Consider the following 20664-nt stretch of genomic DNA (forward strand, 5'->3'; position numbering starts at 1 on the left):
GATGCCATTGCTTTGCAGAAGGAAGTGGAAGAGGACGGGGGTAGAAATGCGGATTAAACCTGACGATAACTGGCGTTGGTATTATGACGAAGAGCATGACCGCATGATGCTCGACTTGGCCAATGGTATGTTATTTCGCTCACGTTTTGCCCGGCGCATGTTAACGCCTGATGCTTTCGCACCGTCGGGATTTTGCGTCGATGACGCGGCGCTCTATTTTTCTTTTGAAGAAAAATGCCGCGAAATTGAATTAAACAAAGAGCAGCGTGCCGAATTAGTATTAAATGCCTTAACCGCGATCCGTTTTCTGAAACCACAGATGCCGAAGAGCTGGCATTTCACCACGCATCAGCAGAACTGGCAACCTGCCAGCGGCGACGCCGCCAGCGTGTGGATCAGCGATACCGGCGAGCAGGTCAATTTGCTGGTGGTTGAACCGGGTGAAAACGCCACGCTTTGCCTGCTGGCGCAGCCAGGACTAACTCTGGCTGGCCGGGTAATGCAGTTAGGCGATGTGATTAAAATTATGAATGACAGACTGCAGCCGGCGCAGAACACGGCCAGCTACAGCCTGGGGCAGGCGGTTTAAGGCGCCAGGCGCAGCGCGGTTTTCGGTACGCAGCTGCAGCATAAAATGGTGCCATCCGCGGCGACCGCATTTTTCTTTAACGGACTCACTTCACCCTCTTCCAGGCGGATCCGACAACTGCCGCAGATCCCGGCGCGGCAGGAATAAGGGATACGAATGCCCTGTTGTTCCAGCTGCTCCAGCAGCACCTGCTGGTTGTTGCCGGTAAACTGTTGCCCTTGCCACTCAATCTCAACCGTCGCTTTTGGCTGCGCATCGGCCGCCAGCGTATCGTCGCTATCGCCAGCGCCATAGGCTTTAGCCGGGCCGCGCGTCAGCACTTCCACCTCATCACCCACGCGGATTACGCCGCTGTTGCGGGCGATTAGGTTCTGGCCAAAATCGACATCGCCGTTATCCTGCGCGGTACGAAAACGCTTTAACGTTTCCAGCGGCTCGCCGGACGGATGCTTTTGCCCACGCTCCGGGCTGACGGTGGTGAAAATGCAGCGGCTACAGGGTTTGGCAACATCAAATACCACCTCGCCGATACGTATGACTTTCCAGCTATCTTCATCCCACGCCGCCGCGCCGGTGACCACCAGATTAGGGCGAAACTGTTCTATGCTTACGCTGGCAGGGCACCGTTGCTGCAGGTCGCGAAGCGAGGCCTCGTTGGCGAGCAGGTAGGGATAACCATCGGCGAAGGAGAGCGGTACCGCGTCGTGGCGTTTTACTCGCCGGGTTAGCTGCGGCCCGAGCCAGCGCAGTTGGACGTCGCGGTTGAAGAAGCCGCTGAGCCACTGGTTGATGGCGGCTGGCGCGATTAAGGCGGTGAAATGGTTGCCCCACACCTCCGTCGGCTCGCCCTGGGGAGCGAAATCATCAAAGCGCACCAACGCGCTGCTGCCATCTGGCGCGGTCAAGTGCAGGCCGTCATGAAGCGGCGAAGGCAGGAATTTTACCATCTGCGGAAACTGGCGCGCGGTAATAAACGTACCGTCGGTTTCAGTCAGCATAAAGATGCGGTCGAAGGCCATGCCGCTAATATCGGCAAAGGCATGGGTGACGCCAATTCCGCGCATGGATTTGACGGGATGAATAAAAAGTTTCGATAGCGTTACCATACGCTGCCCCTGGGTTCAAAAATAAGCCTTTAACTTTATGACATAGGGCACATATTGGCTATAATGCGCACCAATTTTCTTTAAGTAAAAGTGACGATATGAAATCTCTGTTTGCCAGCACGGCTCGTGGTCTCGAAGAGCTGTTAAAAACTGAACTGGAAGGACTTGGCGCCACGGAGTGCCAGGTCGTCCAGGGCGGGGTTCATTTTCAGGGAGATACGCGCCTGCTGTATCAAAGCCTGATGTGGAGCCGGCTGGCCTCGCGCATCATGCTGCCGCTGGGTGAGTGCAGCGTGTATAGCGATCTGGATCTCTACCTGGGGGTTCAATCGATTCCGTGGACGGAGATCTTTACCACTGACGCCACCTTCGCGGTGCATTTTAGCGGCCTCAATGATGAGATCCGCAATAGTCAGTATGGCGCATTAAAAGTCAAAGACGCTATCGTCGATAGCTTCACGCGTAAAAACCTGCCGCGTCCGAATGTCGATCGTGAAAATCCCGATCTGCGTATCAACGTCTGGCTGAACAAAGAGACGGCGCATATCTCGCTGGATCTGAGCGGCGAAGGTCTGCATCTGCGCGGATACCGTGATGGTACCGGCATGGCGCCTATCAAAGAAAACCTCGCGGCGGCAATCGTCATGCGCTCCGGCTGGATGGCGGGAACGCCGCTGCTCGATCCGATGTGCGGCTCCGGCACATTGCTGATTGAAGCGGCGATGCTGGCGACCGATCGCGCGCCGGGCTTACACCGCGGCCACTGGGGCTTCGGCGGCTGGGCGCAGCACGATGACGCTATCTGGAAAGAGGTAAAAGCTGAGGCGCAAACGCGCGCTCGCCAGGGGCTGGCGGCTTATGAATCACGCTTTTACGGCTCTGATGTCGACGAGCGCGTAATTGAACGCGCGCGCCGCAACGCCCGCCGCGCCGGTATTGGTGAGCTCATCAATTTCGAAGTGAAAGACGTCGCGCAGCTCAATAATCCGCTGCCGAAAGGCCCGTACGGCACCGTTATCAGCAACCCGCCGTACGGCGAGCGTCTGGAAAGCGAACCGGCGCTGATTGCCCTGCACAGCCTGCTGGGACGGATTATGAAAAACCAGTTTGGCGGTTGGAACCTGTCGGTCTTCAGCGCCTCGCCGGAATTGCTGAGCTGCCTGCAGCTGCGCGCCGATAAACAGTTTAAAGCCAAAAACGGCCCGCTGGACTGCGTACAGAAGAACTATCATCTGGCGGAAAGCGAAGGCGGCAAGCCGGCGATGCTGGCGGAAGATTTTGCTAACCGCTTGCGCAAAAATCTGAAGAAGTTTGAAAAGTGGGCTCGTCAGGAAGGTATTGAATGCTATCGCCTGTACGATGCCGATTTGCCGGAATACAACGTGGCTATCGACCGCTACGGCGAATGGGTGGTGGTGCAGGAGTACGCGCCGCCGAAAACCGTCGATGCGCACAAAGCGCGCCAGCGTCTGTTCGATATTATCGCCGCGACTATCGCGGTATTGGGGATCGCGCCGAATAAACTGGTGCTGAAGACCCGTGAACGGCAGAAGGGTAAAAATCAGTACCAGAAGATGGCGGAGAAGGGCGACTTTATCGAGGTACAGGAGTATAACGCGCGTCTGTGGGTTAACCTTACCGACTATCTCGACACCGGTCTGTTCCTCGACCACCGTATCGCCCGTCGTATGCTGGGCCAGATGAGCAAGGGTAAGGATTTCCTCAACCTGTTCTCCTATACCGGCAGCGCCAGCGTCCACGCCGGTCTCGGCGGCGCGCGTTCAACCACCACCGTCGATATGTCGCGCACCTATCTGGAGTGGGCGGAACGCAACCTGCGTCTCAATGGCTTAACCGGCCGCGCGCATCGCCTGATGCAGGCGGACGTGCTGGGTTGGCTGCGGGAAAGTACCGAGCAGTTCGATCTGATCTTTATCGATCCGCCGACCTTCTCCAACTCCAAACGAATGGAAGACGCCTTTGACGTGCAGCGCGATCATATCCGTCTGATGACCGATCTAAAACGTCTGCTGCGTAAAGGCGGCACGATTATGTTCTCGAATAACAAACGCGGTTTCCGTATGGATCATGACGGGCTGGCGGCGCTTGGCCTGAAGGCGCAAGAAATTTCGCAAAAAACGCTGTCGCAGGATTTTGCCCGCAACCGTCAGATCCACAACTGCTGGCTGATTACCGCGGCCTGAAAGGAATAAAGAATGTCACTGATTAGTATGCACGGCGCCTGGCTTTCGTTCAGCGATGCGCCGCTGCTGGATAATGCTGAACTGCATATCGAAGATAACGAACGCGTCTGCCTGGTAGGGCGTAACGGCGCGGGTAAATCGACCCTGATGAAAATCCTCAACCGCGAGCAGGGTCTTGACGATGGGCGTATTATTTATGAACAGGATCTGATCGTCGCGCGTCTGCAGCAGGATCCTCCGCGTAACGTCGCCGGTACGGTGTACGATTTTGTCGCGGAAGGGATCGCCGAACAGGCGGCGTACCTGAAGGCCTATCATGACGTTTCGCATCAGGTGATGACCGATCCGAGCGACAAAAATTTAAATGAACTGGCCCGCCTGCAGGAACAGTTGGATAACCTGGGGCTGTGGCAGTTAGATAGCCGTATCAACGAAGTGATCGAGCAGCTTGGCCTTAACGCCGACGCGCAGCTTGCGTCGCTGTCCGGCGGCTGGCTGCGTAAAGCGGCGCTGGGCCGCGCGCTGGTTAGCGGGCCTCGCGTACTGCTGCTGGATGAACCGACTAACCACCTCGATATCGAAACTATCGACTGGCTGGAAGGGTTCCTCAAATCTTTCAAAGGCACCATCATCTTCATTTCGCACGACCGTTCTTTTATCCGCAATATGGCAACGCGCATCGTCGATCTCGATCGCGGCAAGCTGGTGACCTATCCGGGCAATTACGATCAATATCTGCTGGATAAAGAAGAAGCGCTGCGGGTTGAAGAGCTGCAGAATGCTGAATTCGACCGCAAGCTGGCGCAGGAAGAGGTGTGGATCCGCCAGGGGATTAAAGCGCGTCGTACCCGCAACGAAGGACGCGTCCGCGCGCTGAAAGCCATGCGTCGCGAACGCGGCGAGCGCCGTGAAGTGATGGGCAGCGCGAAGATGCAGGTCGAGGAGGCTTCTCGCTCCGGCAAAATCGTCTTTGAGATGGAAAACGTCAACTATCAGGTTGACGGCAAAGTGCTGGTCAAAGATTTCTCCGCGCAAATCCAGCGTGGCGACAAGATTGCGCTGATTGGCCCGAACGGTTGCGGTAAAACCACGCTGCTGAAGCTGATGCTTGGTCAGCTACAGGCCGATAGCGGGCGTATCCACGTCGGTACCAAGCTGGAAGTCGCCTACTTCGACCAGCACCGCGCGGAGCTGGATCCGGACCGCACGGTGATGGATAACCTTGCGGAAGGTAAGCAAGAGGTGATGGTAAACGGTAAGCCGCGTCACGTGCTGGGCTATCTGCAGGACTTCCTGTTCCATCCAAAACGGGCGATGACCCCGGTACGCGCGTTGTCCGGCGGGGAGCGTAATCGTCTGCTGCTCGCGCGCTTGTTCCTGAAACCCAGTAACTTATTGATTCTCGATGAACCGACTAACGACCTTGATGTCGAAACGCTGGAACTGCTGGAAGAGCTGATCGATGGCTACCAGGGCACCGTGATGCTGGTGAGCCACGATCGTCAATTTGTCGATAACACCGTGACCGAGTGCTGGATCTTCGAGGGCGGCGGGCGTATCGGCCAATATATCGGTGGTTATCACGACGCGCGTGGACAGCAAGCGCAGTCGCTGGCGAATAAACAGCCGATTGTAAAAAAAACGGCGGAAGTCGCTCAACCGAAAGCAGAAAGTGTCAAACGCGCCGCCAGCAAACTAAGCTATAACCTGCAGCGCGAACTGGAACAGCTGCCGCAGAAGCTGGAAGATCTGGAAACTCAACTGCAGACGCTGCAGGAAAAAGTTGCCGATCCTTCGTTCTTCGGCCAGCCGCATGACCAGACCCAGCAGGTGCTGGCGCAGTTAGCGGAAGCGGAACAGGCCTTGGAAGCGGCCTTTGAACGCTGGGAATATCTCGAAGGACTCAAAAACGGCGCTTAAGCTGAGGAGTGTTCATGTGCGATCATCATCATGCTGCGCGGCACATATTGTGCCCACAATGTGATCTGCTGGTGGCTTTGCCGCCGCTGGAGCATCGCCAGAAAGCCGCATGCCCACGCTGCGGCACCACGCTCACCACATCGTGGGACGCGCCCCGGCAGCGTCCCACGGCCTATGCGCTGGTGGCGCTGTTCATGCTGCTACTGGCAAACCTGTTTCCTTTTGTTTATATGAAAGTCGGCGGGATCAGCAGCGAAATTGAGCTGCTGGAAATACCAAACGTGCTGTTCACCGAGGATTACGCCAGCCTCGGTACGTTCTTTTTACTCTTTGTCCAACTGGTCCCGGCGTTTTGTCTGGTAACCATCTTATTGTTGGTCAATCGCGTTCATATGCCTTCACGCTTGAAGGCGTTTCTGGCGCGGATTTTGTTTCACCTCAAAAGCTGGGGGATGGCCGAGATTTTCCTCGCCGGGGTGCTGGTCAGCTTCGTTAAACTTATGGCCTACGGTGATATCGGCGTAGGGCTGAGCTTTGTTCCCTGGTGTCTGTTCTGCCTGCTGCAGTTGCGGGCGTTTCAGTGCGTCGATCGCCGCTGGTTATGGGACGACATTGCGCCAATGCCGGTCATTAAGCAGCCGCTTCGCCCTGGCGTGCCGGGGCTGCGACAGGGGTTACGCTCCTGCTCGTGCTGTACGGCGGTGCTGCCAGCGGATGAGAAAGAGTGTCCGCGCTGTCACACCAAAGGTACCCCGCGGCGTAAAAACAGCCTGCAGTGGACGCTGGCGCTGCTGATGACATCGTTTGTGCTCTATCTACCCGCCAATATTCTGCCGATTATGATTACCGATCTGCTGGGCGATAAAATGCCGTCGACGATCATGGCGGGCGTCGTTCTGCTGTGGAGTGAGGGCTCTTACCCGGTTGCGCTGGTTATCTTTATCGCCAGTATCATGGTGCCAACGTTAAAAATGATCGCTATCGGTTGGCTGTGCTGGAGTGCGAATGGTAACGGCGCGCGTGATTCAGAGCGTATGCACCTAATCTATGAAGTGGTTGAATTTGTTGGCCGTTGGTCAATGATCGACGTTTTTGTCATCGCGGTACTCTCGGCGCTGGTGCGCATGGGAGGCTTGATGAATATCTATCCGGCGATAGGCGCGGTGATGTTCGCGCTGGTCGTTGTTATGACCATGTTCTCGGCCATGATGTTTGACCCACGTCTGTTGTGGGACCGTGAACCAGATCCAAGCCATGAGGAAATGCAACAGCATGGAAAATAAGAGCGGAGAAGCGAAAGTGCAGAAGGTGAAGAACTGGTCACCGGTCTGGATCTTTCCGATTGTGACTGTGCTCATCGGCGCATGGATACTGTTTTACCACTATAGCCATCAGGGGCCGGAGGTGACGCTTATCACCACCAACGCCGAAGGCATTGAAGGGGGTAAAACGCGTATCAAGAGCCGCAGCGTTGATGTCGGGGTAGTGGAAAGCGCTATCCTGACTGATGACCTGAAACACGTAGAAATTAAAGCGCGTCTGAACTCGGGGATGCAGAAGCTACTGCATAAAGATTCGGTGTTCTGGGTGGTGAAACCGCAGGTGGGGCGCGAGGGGATCAGCGGCCTCGGCACCTTGCTTTCCGGCGCCTATATCGAATTGCAGCCAGGTAAAGCAGGTTCTGTGGCGCCGCAGTATCCATTATTGGACTCGCCGCCTCTGGCTTCACCGGATGCCAAAGGTATCCGTGTTCTGCTGGAAAGTAGCAAAGCCGGGCAACTCTCGCCTGGCGATCCGGTGCTGTTCCGCGGCTATCGCGTCGGTTCTGTTGAAACCAGCACCTTTGATACGCAGAAGCGTCGCATCACTTATCAGCTGTTTATCAACGCGCCGAACGACCGCCTGGTGACGACTAACGTTCGCTTCTGGAAAGATAGCGGTATCGCGGTTGACCTCACGTCCGCGGGGATGCGCGTTGAGATGGGATCGCTGTCGACGCTGTTTGGCGGCGGTGTAAGCTTTGACATTCCGGAAGGACTGGATCTCGGCGAGCCGGTGGCGAATAAAACGGAATACCACCTGTTTGACGATCAGAGGAGTATCCAGGATTCGGTGTTCACCCAGCATATCGATTACGTCCTGTTCTTTAAAGATTCTGTGCGTGGTCTCCAGCCGGGGGCGCCGGTTGAATTCCGCGGTATTCGCCTTGGCACCGTCGGCAAAGTACCGTTCTTTATCCCTGGTTTGAAACAGAGCCTGAACGATGATTATCGTATCCCGGTAGAAGTGCGTATTGAGCCGGAACGTCTAATCAACCAGCTGGGCGGCGACCCTAATATTCGCGCGCATATTGACGATCTGATCAATCGCGGCCTGCGCGGTTCGCTGAAAACCGGCAACCTGGTCACCGGCGCGCTGTATATCGATCTCGACTTCTATCCGAAAGCGCCTCCGCGCGGCAAGATTCAGGAGTTCGGCGGCTATCCGATCATTCCAACCGTCAGCGGCGGTCTGGCGCAAATCCAGCAGCGTCTGATGGATGCGCTCGATAAGATCAACAATCTGCCGATTAACCCACTGCTGGAGCAGGCGACCAGTACCCTGGCGCAGAGCCAGAAAACCATGCAGCGTGTCCAGACTACGCTCGACAACTTGAATAAGATCACCTCAAGCCAGTCGATGCAGCAGCTTCCTGCCGATATGCAGAGCACGTTGCGCGAGTTGAACCGCAGTATGCAGGGCTTCCAGCCGGGCTCGGCAGCCTACAATAAGATGGTTGCGGATATGCAGCGACTGGATCAGGTACTTCGTGAACTGCAGCCGGTACTGAAAACCCTCAACGACAAGAGCAATGCGCTGGTATTTGAGGCCAAGGATAAAAAAGATCCGCAGCCGAAGGGAGCGAAACAATGAAAAAGTGGTTAGTGGCGGCAGCGGTATGCGTACTGACGGCCTGCAGCAGCGGTGGTGAGAGTAAAACTTACTATCAATTACCGGTAGCAAAGAGCGGCGCGCAAAGCGCCGCCCATCAGAGCAAGAATTTGCTGTGGGTTGAGCAGGTCAGTATCCCTGATTATCTGGCCGGGAATGGCGTGGTTTATCAGACGACCGATGTGCAGTATGTGATTGCTAATAACAACCTGTGGGCCAGCCCGCTGGATCAGCAGTTACGTACCACGCTGGTGGCGAATCTGAGTAACCAACTGCCGGGTTGGGTGGTGGCATCACAGCCGTTAGGCAGCGAGCAGGATACGCTTAATGTCTCCGTTAGCGGCTTCCACGGCCGCTATGATGGCCGGGTCATTGTTAGCGGTGAATGGTTGCTTAAGCATCAGGGGCAGCTGATTAAGCGTCCGTTCAATATTGAACTTAAGCAACAGCAGGATGGCTACGACGCGATGGTTAAGACCCTGGCGCAGGCCTGGAGCCAGGAAGCCACCGCGATTGCGAGCGAGCTGAACCGCCTGCCATAAGTAAAATTAATAAAATTAAAGCCGCCGCGACCTGAAAAATCGCCGCGGCTTTTTTTATTTGTCGCTTCAGATTGATAGTTGTGCTGGCTCACGATTTTTGTACAAATGAACTTTCATATAGCTCACAAATATGACACTGGCGTGAATTTTGCGCATTGACGCTGCCTGCGTTTCGCGGTAAAGGTTATACGTGGTTGCATATTTAGTGACCACTGTTTTCTTTTCCACCAGATCAAATAATGAGGGAAACGAGGCATGAAGAGACAAAAACGAGATCGCCTGGAACGGGCACATCAGCGTGGATATCAGGCCGGCATTACCGGCAGATCGAAAGAAATGTGTCCCTACCAGACCCTTAATCAGAGGTCCCATTGGCTAGGAGGTTGGCGAGAAGCCATGGAGGACAGGGTGCAAACTGCCTGACTGTCTCTTTAAAAAAGAAGCCTTCGCTCTGCGAAGGCTTCGCCTTTTGTGCTTCAGGACCTTTTGTACTTCAGAATAAGTACGGAAGGTAAATCAGAACGCGGAAGTATCCTGGAACAGACCTACTTTCAGGTCAGTTGCAGAGTAGATCAGACGACCATCAACCAGCACTTCGCCATCCGCCAGGCCCATGATCAGGCGACGGTTTACAATGCGTTTGAAGTGGATACGATAGGTGACTTTTTTCGCCGTCGGCAGAATCTGACCGGTAAATTTCACTTCGCCTACGCCCAGCGCACGGCCTTTCCCTTCACCGCCCAGCCAGCCCAGATAGAAGCCAACCAGTTGCCACATTGCGTCCAGACCCAGACAGCCAGGCATTACCGGGTCGCCGATGAAGTGACAACCGAAGAACCACAGGTCCGGGTTGATGTCGAGCTCAGCTTCAACGTAACCCTTGTCGTAGTTGCCGCCGGTTTCGGTCATCTTGACGACGCGGTCCATCATCAGCATGCTCGGCGCCGGCAGTTGCGGGCCTTTCGCGCCAAACAGTTCACCACGACCAGAGGCAAGAAGATCTTCTTTTGTATAGGATTCGCGTTTATCTACCATGTTTTCAGTAAGCCTTATTTTGAGTTCGGGACGCAGGATAGCTAACACGTGTAAGCTGAACAAGTCCGATCAGTTCGAATTTGATCCGCCTAACCAGCGTAGCGGCCATGGAAAACGATGGCGAGTCTCTTGTTGCATCGCCTGCACAATCCGTTCCTGAATAGTTTGTCGTAGCGTTTGTCCTTCACCATCCCATTGCAGCTGGGTGAGAAGCGGCAGGGCTTCGGTAACATCATCAATGGCCCAGATAAAGAACTGCTCATCAGCCACGGCCTGGCGAAGTTCCTGGGCGAGGCTCAGATGGCGGACGTTGGCAGATGGGATAATGACGCCTTGCTTGCCTGTTAATCCGCGCTGCTGACAGATGGTGAAGAAACCTTCAATCTTTTCGTTTAGTCCGCCGACCGGCTGGACGCGACCGAACTGATCGACCGAACCGGTAATTGCAATACTCTGGTTGATTGGCACATTGGCCAGCGCGCTGATGAGAGCGCACAGTTCAGCCATTGAGGCGCTATCGCCATCCACTTCACTGTAGGACTGCTCGAAGGTCAGTGATGCGCTAAACGGCAGCTGCTGTTCAAGTTCAAGTTCGGACATGATAAAGGCCTGCATGATCATCATGCCTTTGGCGTGAATATTGCCGCCCAGTTCAGCTTTGCGTTCAACATCAATAAATTCGCCATCGCCGATATGCACTACGCAGCTGATGCGCGAAGGTTCGCCAAAGGCGCGCGGATGGCCTGGAAACTCGATTACCGACAGGGCGTTGATCTGACCGATGCATTCGCCTTCGGTATCAATCATTATCTGATCTAGAAGAATTTCATCGCGCATCCGCTCGGCAAGATAGCCTTCACGCCATTCACGGCGCTCAAGCATGGTTTGCATCTCCGTGCCGCTAATCAATTCGCCTTCGCAGAAGGCTGCCGCTTCACGCAGCTGGCGACTAATCCAGAGAGGGGAAAGCGGAAGCGTCTCCTGATCGCCGGTATCTCGCGCGCCTTCTGCAATCAGCAGCGGCCATACGTCAGTCGCCGGCCCCGGCAGCGAAAGCTGACGAGCATTCTGCCAGACCCACTGGCACCAGAGTTTCAGGGTGTCGGCATCGGCTATCTGCAGGTTGTCTTCATACTCGCTGTAAATGGCCTGCGACGCGAGTTCCGGTTCCATCTCCTGAAAGTCAGCCAGCGCATCGCGCTCGCCGATCAGAATGATCCTCAGGTTCAGCGGCATGGAAGGAATGCTAACGGGAAGAGGGCGGGATTCGTCAATAGACAGCCAATCAAAGCGCTGGCGGGTCACCATGTTCTTCAGGCGCATCCATAGCAGCGGCTGGGCCAGTAGCGCACGCAGGGAGAGCAACAGGACGCCACCGTTCGCGCGGTGGACCAGACCCGGCTGCAGCGAAATTTCGCCGTTAAACTGGCGTACGCAACCAAAGAGCTGCTCCGCTTCAATCCAGTCGGCGGATTCAACCGGACCGCTGCTGGCAAAATTGTCTTCCGCGCTTTGTGCCGGCGACATGGTTACGTTGCCGCCGTTGACCTGATAGCGTACACCGAAGAACTCTGTTGTGGATTGCTGCAGGCTGCGGGCGGCTTCGGCTACCCAATGTAGATATTCCGGTTCTTCCGGCGCCTTTACCAGCATAAAAGATGAAATGGCTGGCGTGATCAGAAGCTGTTCCAGCGCATAAAATAAACGGGGCTGTAGATCGCCGGCGAGGGATGCCTCTGTCTCGGCGAGATTGACCTGGGTAAACAGCGCCTGATAACTTTCCGTATCAGGAGCGAGGTCGTTTCGGGTAAGTTTCGTAATGGTCAAAGTCGCTGTTTTTTAGTCAGATGTAAAACGAGCGATTATACCCGAAGCCGCGTCTGAGCACACGGAGGATTGCGTTTATCACGCTGATAATGGAATCGTCCACATCACGAAAGATGATTTATTCTCAGCACATCCAGAAAAAACTGATATCCTGAAATGAGTTACACGGTCACATTGAGATCGCAATGAAATATCAACAACTGGAAAACCTTGAAAGCGGCTGGAAATGGAAATATCTGGTAAAGAAGCACCGGGAAGGTGAGCTGATTACCCGCTACATTGAAGCCAGCGCTGCGCAAGCCGCGGTCGATGTCTTGCTGACGCTCGAAAATGAACCTGTTCTGGTGAATACCTGGATCGATCAGCATATGAATCCGGAGCTGGTTAACCGGATGAAGCAGACTATTCGCGCACGACGCAAGCGTCATTTCAACGCCGAGCATCAGCATACGCGGAAAAAGTCCATCGATCTGGAGTTCGTTGTGTGGCAACGCCTGGCCGGGCTTGCCCAACGGCGAGGAAAGACATTATCAGAAACCATCGTACAGCTGATTGAAGACGCCGAGCATAAAGAAAAATATGCCAGCAAGATGTCGAGCCTGAAGCACGATCTGCAGGTGCTCTTAGGAAAAGAGTAAGTCCCGCTACGATGTCGCTCTTTATTTTTCCTTTGAACTCAAAATCAGGCCAAAAAAAACCCCGCATAAGCGGGGTTTTTTATCGTAGAAAACTTAAGCCTGCGGCTGAGTTACTACGTCTTTGTAACCTTTAACTTCGATCGCTACGCGACGATCCGGAGCCAGGCAGTCGATCAGTGCAGCGCGAGCTTTCACGTTGTCACAGGTGTTGCCGGTAACCGGATCAGATTTGCCCATACCGCGAGCAGAGATCTTGTTAGAAGGGATACCTTTAGCTACGAGGTAGTCAACAACGGACTGAGCACGTTTCTCAGACAGTTTCTGGTTGTACTGCTCGGAACCGATGCGGTCGGTGTAACCCAGAACAACTGCAGAACCGTCTTTCGGATCCATGTTGCTCAGCTGGGTGTACAGCTGATCCAGAGCCTGCTGACCTTCTGGTTTCAGAGTTGCTTTGTTGAAGTTGAACAGTACGTCAGACTTCAGGGTGAAGGTCTTGGTGGTGACTTCCGGAGCCGGAGCTGGAGCCGGAGCTACAACCGGTGCATTGTCTTCCTGACCGAAACGGTAGGAAACACCAACGCTCAGCATGCCGTTGTCCGGACGAACGCCTACAGTGCCTGCGTCGCCGATGTTGTTAACCCACTGGTATTCCAGACGGGTAGCGATGTCACGGGTCATAGCCCACTCAACGCCGCCAGCGAATACTGGGGAAACGCCGGTGTCGTGGTTGTCGCCAGCGATGCTGTTGCTGGAGTCAGCGCGCCATACCATGCCGCCCAGACGGGTGTAGATGTCCAGATCGTCAGTGATCGGGTAACCCAGTTTAGCGGTCAGCTGAACGCCCTGAGCTTTGAATGCGCCGTTAACTTTGTCGCCTTTGTAAGGCATACGGCCCAGCCAGTCGTAACCCATTTCGAAACCGAGGTACGGGTTAACCTGATAACCACCGAACGCACCAGCGCCCAGCTGGCTTTCGTGGGTCGGGCCATTGTTGTTCAGGTTGCTGTTGTACCAGCCGGTGTCATGGAACTGGGACCAACCCAGTTTACCACCTGCATACCAGGTGTTATCTTTCGGAGCGGCCTGCGCTACGGTAGCGAAGCCAGCCAGTGCCACTGCAATCGCGATAGCTGTCTTTTTCATTTTTTGCGCCTCATTATCATCCAAAATTCGCCATGAAGGTACATAAGACCTCACGGTTAAATCCTTCACCGGGGGCGTGACTCGTTGTTAACTATGCTGATACATGCAGCGTAAGCCGATCACCCCTGGCGATGTAAAGTCTACAACTTAGTTAGAAACTTACAAGTGTGAACTCGGTCAGGCATATGAAAAAAAAGGGTTGTATACACAATATTTAACAAATATGGTTAATTTGTGAACACGGTAAAAAGTCGCAAAACCGCACCACACCGGGATCTCAGTGAAATTAACCACTTTGTGAGAATGGTTTTTGATGAGGCAAAAAAAATTCCAGGATTAATCCTAATTTCACTCAATGATATAAATTTGAGTGAATTTTTAGCCCACTTAATTGTCTCCCAGGCTGGCTTGTATTTCTCACCGGGCGCATGATAAAGCCCATCGCATGACCTTCTTCTGCAGCCTGCGCCAGACGTTCATGCTCTTGTTCAGTGAGTTCATCCGCCAGCCAGCCGATAACCACGCTATAATTCCCGGTACGTAAAGCGCGAATCATCGATTCCAGAGTGTTGCAGGGCGACATCTGGTTAATTTGCATCACTTTTGATAGCGGCAGACCGGACGACTGTACCCATTCTTTACTCAGCTTCTGCTGCGGCGTGAGCCACAGCTGCCAGCGCGACTGCTGGCCCAACTGTTGTAATAAAGGTAGCAACAAAAGCTGCGTCATCATGGGTTGATCTTCGCGATAGACGATTTCACTAATCAGCCCAGTGGCTGAATGTTCGACGACGCTGTGCGAAGGGCGACGTACTGAAGCCGAAGTCAGTGGTGAACGATTTGCGTGAGCTGAAGTAAACATAGTCTATCCCGCCTGTGAGTTACTGTATGCATATACAGTATATCTGCCAGGGGTTAACGTCAACCTCATTTTCCCATTTTCGCATATATTTTATTCACTCTCCTCGCCTATGAATCAGAGCCGCAGCGACTTATTTATATGAATTCACGGTCTCTGTGCTGAACCCGCTGGAGACATTCTCCTCCATTAATCTCTACTTCATGGCTGCCGACCATGTCGTCAATGGGGCCGATATGCTGTTCATCAATTAACATTGCTTAAGTATTCAGCGAGTCTCTGCAACAGGATTTGCAGAATAACTTTTTCCTGAAAGCGCCTCGCAAAACGGCGAGCTGGTTGAAATGAAGCCAAAATTCATCTTGCTGCACAAAACGAACTCACTTATTTTCTTCAATAACGGATCCGTTAATAAAATTACTTTTATGTCCATGATTACCAAAGGAATGATCATGAAGAAAATTTCAAAATTACGGTTCCTCCAGTTTCAGGAGTGCCTTTCCCCCTTAGGCAAAATCAGTAGCCGGCCTTTATTTGGCGGATACAGCCTGGCGATAGAGAATACCGTGTTTGCCATGGTGGCCGAGGGCGAAATCTATCTTAGAGTGTGTGAGCAAAGCGCAGAATATCGGGTCGAGCATCATAGCCCAATGCTAATCATGCGCAAAAATGGTCGGCCGGTGGCGCTAAAATATTACCGTATAGATGAAGCATTATGGCAGGACAGTAAAATGCTGTTTCATCTCTCGAAACTGTCATTGCATACGGCGCGTAGCGAAAAGCAGCATCAGCGTGATTCCGGCAGGCTAAAGGATTTGCCTAATATCAGCTTCCACATGGAATTGATGTTGATTCATGCTGGAATAACCGATGTGAAAATGTTGCGTACAATCGGTGCGGAAAAAAGCTGGTTAAAATTGAGGGAGCATAATAAAGGAATATCAATCAATGTCCTCGAGTCCCTGGCGGGCGCGATTGCCGGCACCCATTCCGCCGCGCTCCCGGCGCAGCGGCGCCAGGAGCTACGGGAGTGGGCTAATACGCAAGGATACGGCGTGGAGGATTACTCCGGTTGACCGGCAATCCGGCGCTGCAGGCGACATATTTCGGGCAGCAGTGCGAGCAGTAGCCCAATCTGCTGCAGGACCAATGGTTCCTTACTGTCGGCTCGCGGTTCCAGATGCTGAATTCGCGATTGCAGATTGCTGAGCGCCAGCTGAACGCGCTGTTCGTCCGCGGGAGAATGATGCAGCGCATCATCAACGTAGCAGACGGCATCATCGAGTAACGCCAGTATTTCCGGAGTCGTCAGCTTTTCCCTGTGCGCCCCCAATGCGGAAATATAGCTGGTAAAAGTATGGTTCAGGCACAGCAGGCGGAATGCCGTTTCACGCATTGTGTTATCGGCTTTGGGCTCTGTGGATAAATTGGATACCACTGATGCCAGCTCGCTATCCCGGTTATGTGCATTACGCCTGGCGACGCGATACTCAAGACGGTTGTCGCGCCCCTGATGATACTGCTCAAGAATAGCGTCCAGATAACGGCAGTTAGCGTTGATAGCCTGATCCAGTACGCGAGGTAAATTACGGAAGTTCCAGTCTGGCCAGATAAAGGTCACTGCCGCCCAGGCGATAGCGCAGCCGATTAATGTATCGAGGATACGCGGTAAAGCGACTTCGAATCCCTCGCCCAACAGGTTAAAGCACAGCAGTACCAGCAGCGTGATAAACATAGTGGCATGCGCATACTGGACGTTGCGAAAAGCGAAAAATAGCACACCGGTTAGTACTATGAGCAGCAGTTGGCCTTCGACCGAAGGAACTAGCAGCAGCACCGGTAGGCCGATTGCGACGCCAATCAATGTACCGATGATCCTTAACGCCAGGCGATGCCGGGTAGCGTTATAGTTAGGCTGGCAAACAAACAGGCTGGTGAGCAAAATCCAGTAACCGTGGTTGAGGCCGGTAAACTGAATAAAGGCATAGCCCGCGCACAGCACCAGCGACATCCGCACCGCGTGGCGGAAAAGTGCCGATTCCGGGGTCATATTACTGCGCAGCCGTAACCAAATGTCGCTAAACCCGCTGGGGCGATCGTCTGCAAGCAGGTTTTCGGGGTGGTTGCTGGCCAGCACGCTGGTTTGCACCGATTCGATGGTTGCCAATTGCGCATCAATGGCGCGCAGGTTATTGAGCAGAAAACCCAGCGCTTTGACCTGATCTTGCGGCGCGCCGCTGGCGCGGACGCGATCCAGCGCCGCGTCGAGATGCATAAAGGCGCGTTCGAAGTGCGCATCGTGCTGATACGGAATGCGTAAGAGGATGGCGCGGGAGAGTTTCTGACACGCCTGCGCCTGCATCGACAGCATCCGCTGGAAGCGGAACATCACATCGCTGTAGCGGAAATGGTCGCGAAGCGTCTGATACTGAATATGCGATGAGCTGGCACGTTCATGAATGTCCTGGGCGACGAAATAGTACTGCAGGGTGCGACGAGTACCGCGTTGCCCGCGGTCACCGCGCAGGCGCGTCAGTAAAGACGCTTTCGTCTGGTTAAGCATCGCGACCAGCTTGCCGTTAGCAAGCGCCAGATCGTACAACGGCGCCTGACTTTCATCTTCGATATCCGGATCGAACAGTCGGGATTTAAGTTCGAGATACTGCGCCAGCTGTTCATAGCTGCGCGCAAGGTTATCCTGCAGCGGGCGGATGGGAAAAATAAGATGCCCGGCGAGCGTTAATACGTTGTACCAGATGGCCCCAGCCAGCAAAAAGAGCGGCTGCAGGTACCAGCTATTATACAGAGTGACCCCTAACATGGTGTAGATAGCGATCAGTAAGGCGCCGAAAGCAATGGTGGCATAGCGTTGACCCAGCCCACCGAGCAGGATGAACCCAGTTGTAGACAGAGTTAAGCCAATTGCAAACAGCCACGGCCATGGAAACAATAATTCCACCGACGCTGAAGCAATAAAGAAACAGACCAGCGTAATAGCGAGATTACGTAGCCGCCCGGTAAGGCGATCGTCAAGGTCGGTCAACGCCGCGGCAACCACGCCAAGCGTTAACGGGATGGTGAGTTTGACTTCGCCAATCCACCACGGCGCAACCGTGGTGCCACAAAGCGCAATAAATATCCTGGCGTTATATAACCAGGCGCTATTCCATGTATAACGGCGGAGCAGGGGGCTTAACATAACAGTGTTCCGTACAATTACTGAAAGCGACGGCGGGCGTTGGCTTCGCGCGCGGCGCGCGCCGTTTCAACGGAGACCACGCGGCGTCCTACTGGCCAAAGCGCAATGGCGGCAATTTTAAAGTTGGCGATCCCGACAGGGATACCAATGATGGTCAGGCACTGGGCGATACCGCTGAAGATATGCATCAGGCATAGCCACCAGCCAAAGAACATGAACCACAAAATGTTCAAAATAGTGCCGCCCGCGTTCAGTAAGCTGTTTTTTGCTTCAGGTTCCAGTTCATCAACATGAATGGCTTCATTACCGTAGGGGAACAGCGATAGCCTGGTGATTTCCCAACATGAACGCGTCAGCGGTAACGTGAAGATCAAAATAATACTGACCAGCGTCGCCAGTAGCCAACCGAGCGTGGTGGCGAAACCGCCAAGAACAAAGTTCAAAATATTCAGAATGGTACGCATAAACCCTCTGTTTAACCCTATGGATAATAAGACCCGATAATTGTAACGTTTTTTTGCGCTGGAGCACCTGCTCGCGGGCGGTTAAACTTAAAAACATTCAAACTGATTGAAATTTGGCGATATATGGAACTTAAAGCGACAACATTGGGCAAACGCATGGCGCAGCATCCTTATGATAGGGTGCAGTTGCTGAATGCCGGGGTTAAAGTCTCCGGCGATCGTCATGAGTATCTTATACCTTTCAATCAGTTATTGTCAGTTCAATGTAAGCGCGGTCTGGTGTGGGGCGAGCTGGAGTTCGCGCTGCCTGAAAGCAAAGTTGTGCGTTTGCATGGTACCGAATGGGCTGAGACGCAGCATTTCTATCATCATCTCAATAATCTCTGGCAGCAGTGGAGCGCGGAGATGAGCGAAATTGCCGCGCAATTACTGCGCCAACAGTTAAGTGAAATTGAACGCGCCAGCGCCGAAGGTAAGTGGCTGACCCGCCAGCAGGTCGCCGATGTTCAGGCGAAGATACGCCAGGCCTTAACCGGACTGCCTTTTCCTGAGTGCCGTCTGGATGAATTCGATAACTGCCGCGAACTGTGGCGCCAGTGTCAGTGCTGGCTTAGCGATATCGACGAGGCTCGCCTGGCGCATAATCAAGCCTATACCGAAGCCATGCTGGAACAGTATCGCGGTTTCTTCGATAAGATTGAGTCTTCGCCACTTAACCCGGCGCAGGCGCGGGCGGTGGTTAACGGCGAGCGTTCGTTGCTGGTACTTGCCGGCGCCGGTAGCGGCAAAACCTCGGTACTGGTTGCTCGTGCAGGGTGGCTGTTAAATCGCGGCGAGGCGGCAGCCGATCAGATCCTGCTCCTGGCGTTTGGCCGTCAGGCGGCTCAGGAAATGGATGAACGTATTCAGGAGCGATTGGGAACCGACGAGATTGCTGCGCGGACCTTTCATTCACTGGCGTTACATATTATTCAGCAGGGCAGCAAGAAGGTGCCGGCGATCAGTAAGCTGGAAAACGATACCGCCGCCCGGCAAAAGCTTTTGTTGAAGGCCTGGCAGCAGCAGTGTCAGGAGAAAAAAGCGCAGGCCAAAGGCTGGCGTCAGTGGTTGATGGATGAGATGGAGTGGCAGATTGACGAAGGCGATTTCTGGCAGGATCGCGCGCTGCTGCGTCGTCTGGCCGGTCGTCTTGACCGCTGGGTTAGTTTGATGCGTATGCATGGCGGCTCGCAGGCGGAGATGATCGCCAGCGCGCCTGAAGAGGTACGCGACCTCTTTAATAAGCGTGTGAAACTGATGGCCCCGCTGCTGAAAGCCTGGAAAACGGCGTTGAAAGAGGAGAATGCCGTTGATTTCTCCGGGCTTATTCACCAGGCCGTTAACATACTGGATAAAGGCCGTTTTGTGAGCCCCTGGAAACATATTCTGGTGGATGAATTTCAGGATATCTCTCCACAGCGCGCTGAGCTGCTGGCGGCGCTGCGCCGGCAAAATAAGCAGACGACGTTATTTGCCGTCGGTGACGACTGGCAGGCGATTTATCGCTTTAGCGGCGCGCAGCTTTCTTTAACGACGGCATTTAACCACTACTTTGGCGAAGGGGACTGTTGCGCGCTGGATACCACCTATCGATTTAACGGTCGTATCGGCGAGATCGCCAACGGTTTTATTCAGCAAAACCCGCATCAGTTGGCTAAGCCGCTGAATAGCCTGACCGCTGGCGATAAGAAAGCGGTGACCCTGCTGCCCGATGATAAACTTGACGATCTGCTCGACAAGCTAAGCGGCTACGTTAAACCCGAACAGCGGATTTTGTTGCTGGCGCGCTATCACCATCTGAAACCCGCCGCGCTGGAAAAGGCCGCAACGCGTTGGCCGCATCTGCAGCTAGATTTTATGACAATTCATGCCAGCAAAGGCCAGCAGGCCGATTTTGTTATTGTGTTGGGCTTGCAGGAGGGTGATGACGCCTTCCCGGCGCCGGCCAGAGAGTCGGTAATGGAGCAAGCGTTGCTGCCACAGCCGGAAGATTTCCCCGATGCTGAAGAGCGTCGGCTACTGTATGTGGCGATAACCCGCGCCCGCCTGCGGGTCTGGCTGCTGTTCAATAAAGAACGACCATCGCCGTTTGTTGAGATGCTGCAGGAGTTGGGCGCGCCGGTGGCGCGAAAGCCCTGAGCATCGGCGGCCTTGAGGCCGCCGCG

17 protein-coding genes are annotated in these 20664 nt (G+C 54.1%); 10 read left to right on the forward strand and 7 right to left on the reverse strand.

Going from position 1 to position 20664, the window contains the following annotated elements:
* Nucleotides 1–46: 46 nt before the first annotated feature.
* Nucleotides 47–589, forward strand: coding sequence for a cell division protein ZapC (gene zapC / locus PGR29_RS10245; RefSeq protein WP_087858134.1), 543 nt, complete (start codon nt 47–49; stop codon nt 587–589).
* Here the strand turns inward: zapC and PGR29_RS10250 are convergent.
* A complete protein-coding gene (locus PGR29_RS10250; RefSeq protein ID WP_113374277.1) occupies nt 586–1695 on the reverse strand; it encodes a YcbX family protein in 1110 nt (369 codons plus the stop codon). The genes zapC and PGR29_RS10250 overlap by 4 nt on opposite strands.
* Before the next feature lie 98 nt (nt 1696–1793).
* Here PGR29_RS10250 and rlmKL point away from each other — a divergent pair, with 98 nt between their 5' ends.
* From rlmKL to rmf, 6 genes are all read left to right on the forward strand, one after another.
* Nucleotides 1794–3899, forward strand: coding sequence for a bifunctional 23S rRNA (guanine(2069)-N(7))-methyltransferase RlmK/23S rRNA (guanine(2445)-N(2))-methyltransferase RlmL (rlmKL, locus tag PGR29_RS10255; RefSeq protein ID WP_087858132.1), 2106 nt, complete (start codon nt 1794–1796; stop codon nt 3897–3899).
* A gap of 12 nt (nt 3900–3911) precedes the next feature.
* Nucleotides 3912–5819, forward strand: coding sequence for an ABC transporter ATP-binding protein (locus PGR29_RS10260; protein ID WP_020079244.1), 1908 nt, complete (start codon nt 3912–3914; stop codon nt 5817–5819).
* Nucleotides 5820–5833: 14 nt separating this feature from the next.
* Nucleotides 5834–7102, forward strand: coding sequence for a membrane integrity-associated transporter subunit PqiA (gene pqiA, locus PGR29_RS10265; protein WP_032711301.1), 1269 nt, complete (start codon nt 5834–5836; stop codon nt 7100–7102).
* Entirely contained in the window at nt 7092–8732 is a 1641-nt protein-coding gene (gene pqiB, locus PGR29_RS10270; protein WP_113374276.1) for an intermembrane transport protein PqiB, read from the forward strand. Before pqiA ends, pqiB begins: the two co-directional genes overlap by 11 nt.
* Entirely contained in the window at nt 8729–9292 is a 564-nt protein-coding gene (gene pqiC, locus PGR29_RS10275) for a membrane integrity-associated transporter subunit PqiC (RefSeq protein WP_049051536.1), read from the forward strand. Before pqiB ends, pqiC begins: the two co-directional genes overlap by 4 nt.
* Nucleotides 9293–9547: 255 nt before the next feature.
* Entirely contained in the window at nt 9548–9715 is a 168-nt protein-coding gene (gene rmf, locus PGR29_RS10280; protein WP_015704906.1) for a ribosome modulation factor, read from the forward strand.
* A gap of 93 nt (nt 9716–9808) precedes the next feature.
* Here rmf and fabA read toward each other — a convergent pair whose 3' ends face one another.
* Both fabA and PGR29_RS10290 read right to left on the reverse strand, forming a co-directional pair.
* A complete protein-coding gene (fabA, locus tag PGR29_RS10285) occupies nt 9809–10327 on the reverse strand; it encodes a bifunctional 3-hydroxydecanoyl-ACP dehydratase/trans-2-decenoyl-ACP isomerase (protein WP_015704907.1) in 519 nt (172 codons plus the stop codon).
* A 69-nt stretch (nt 10328–10396) separates the two neighbouring features.
* Nucleotides 10397–12154, reverse strand: coding sequence for a Lon protease family protein (locus tag PGR29_RS10290; RefSeq protein ID WP_316424484.1), 1758 nt, complete (start codon nt 12152–12154; stop codon nt 10397–10399).
* A gap of 185 nt (nt 12155–12339) precedes the next feature.
* Here PGR29_RS10290 and matP point away from each other — a divergent pair, with 185 nt between their 5' ends.
* Nucleotides 12340–12792 (forward strand): macrodomain Ter protein MatP, encoded by a 453-nt coding sequence (gene matP, locus PGR29_RS10295; RefSeq protein WP_087858129.1) that lies wholly within the window; start codon nt 12340–12342, stop codon nt 12790–12792.
* Nucleotides 12793–12885: 93 nt separating this feature from the next.
* Here matP and ompA read toward each other — a convergent pair whose 3' ends face one another.
* Nucleotides 12886–13938, reverse strand: a complete 1053-nt coding sequence (gene ompA, locus PGR29_RS10300; protein ID WP_087858164.1) for a porin OmpA — start codon at nt 13936–13938, stop codon at nt 12886–12888.
* Between the two features lie 352 nt (nt 13939–14290).
* Nucleotides 14291–14800 (reverse strand): SOS-induced cell division inhibitor SulA, encoded by a 510-nt coding sequence (sulA, locus tag PGR29_RS10305; protein WP_087858128.1) that lies wholly within the window; start codon nt 14798–14800, stop codon nt 14291–14293.
* 449 nt (nt 14801–15249) lie between these two features.
* Here sulA and PGR29_RS10310 point away from each other — a divergent pair, with 449 nt between their 5' ends.
* Nucleotides 15250–15873 (forward strand): TfoX/Sxy family DNA transformation protein, encoded by a 624-nt coding sequence (locus PGR29_RS10310; RefSeq protein ID WP_183269027.1) that lies wholly within the window; start codon nt 15250–15252, stop codon nt 15871–15873.
* Here the strand turns inward: PGR29_RS10310 and yccS are convergent.
* Together yccS and PGR29_RS10320 are read right to left on the reverse strand one after the other, a co-directional pair.
* Nucleotides 15861–17996 carry a YccS family putative transporter gene (gene yccS / locus PGR29_RS10315; RefSeq protein WP_213317011.1) on the reverse strand — a complete coding sequence of 712 codons (2136 nt, stop codon included), beginning with the start codon at nt 17994–17996 and terminating at the stop codon, nt 15861–15863. The genes PGR29_RS10310 and yccS overlap by 13 nt on opposite strands.
* A gap of 17 nt (nt 17997–18013) precedes the next feature.
* Nucleotides 18014–18460 (reverse strand): YccF domain-containing protein, encoded by a 447-nt coding sequence (locus PGR29_RS10320; RefSeq protein ID WP_020079238.1) that lies wholly within the window; start codon nt 18458–18460, stop codon nt 18014–18016.
* 123 nt (nt 18461–18583) lie between these two features.
* Between PGR29_RS10320 and helD the strand changes: the two genes are divergently transcribed.
* Nucleotides 18584–20638 (forward strand): DNA helicase IV, encoded by a 2055-nt coding sequence (gene helD, locus PGR29_RS10325; RefSeq protein WP_316424485.1) that lies wholly within the window; start codon nt 18584–18586, stop codon nt 20636–20638.
* Nucleotides 20639–20664 lie beyond the last annotated feature (26 nt).

The sequence above is a fragment of the Klebsiella sp. 141203 genome, from assembly GCF_032601985.1.
GTDB lineage: Bacteria > Pseudomonadota > Gammaproteobacteria > Enterobacterales > Enterobacteriaceae > Klebsiella > Klebsiella aerogenes.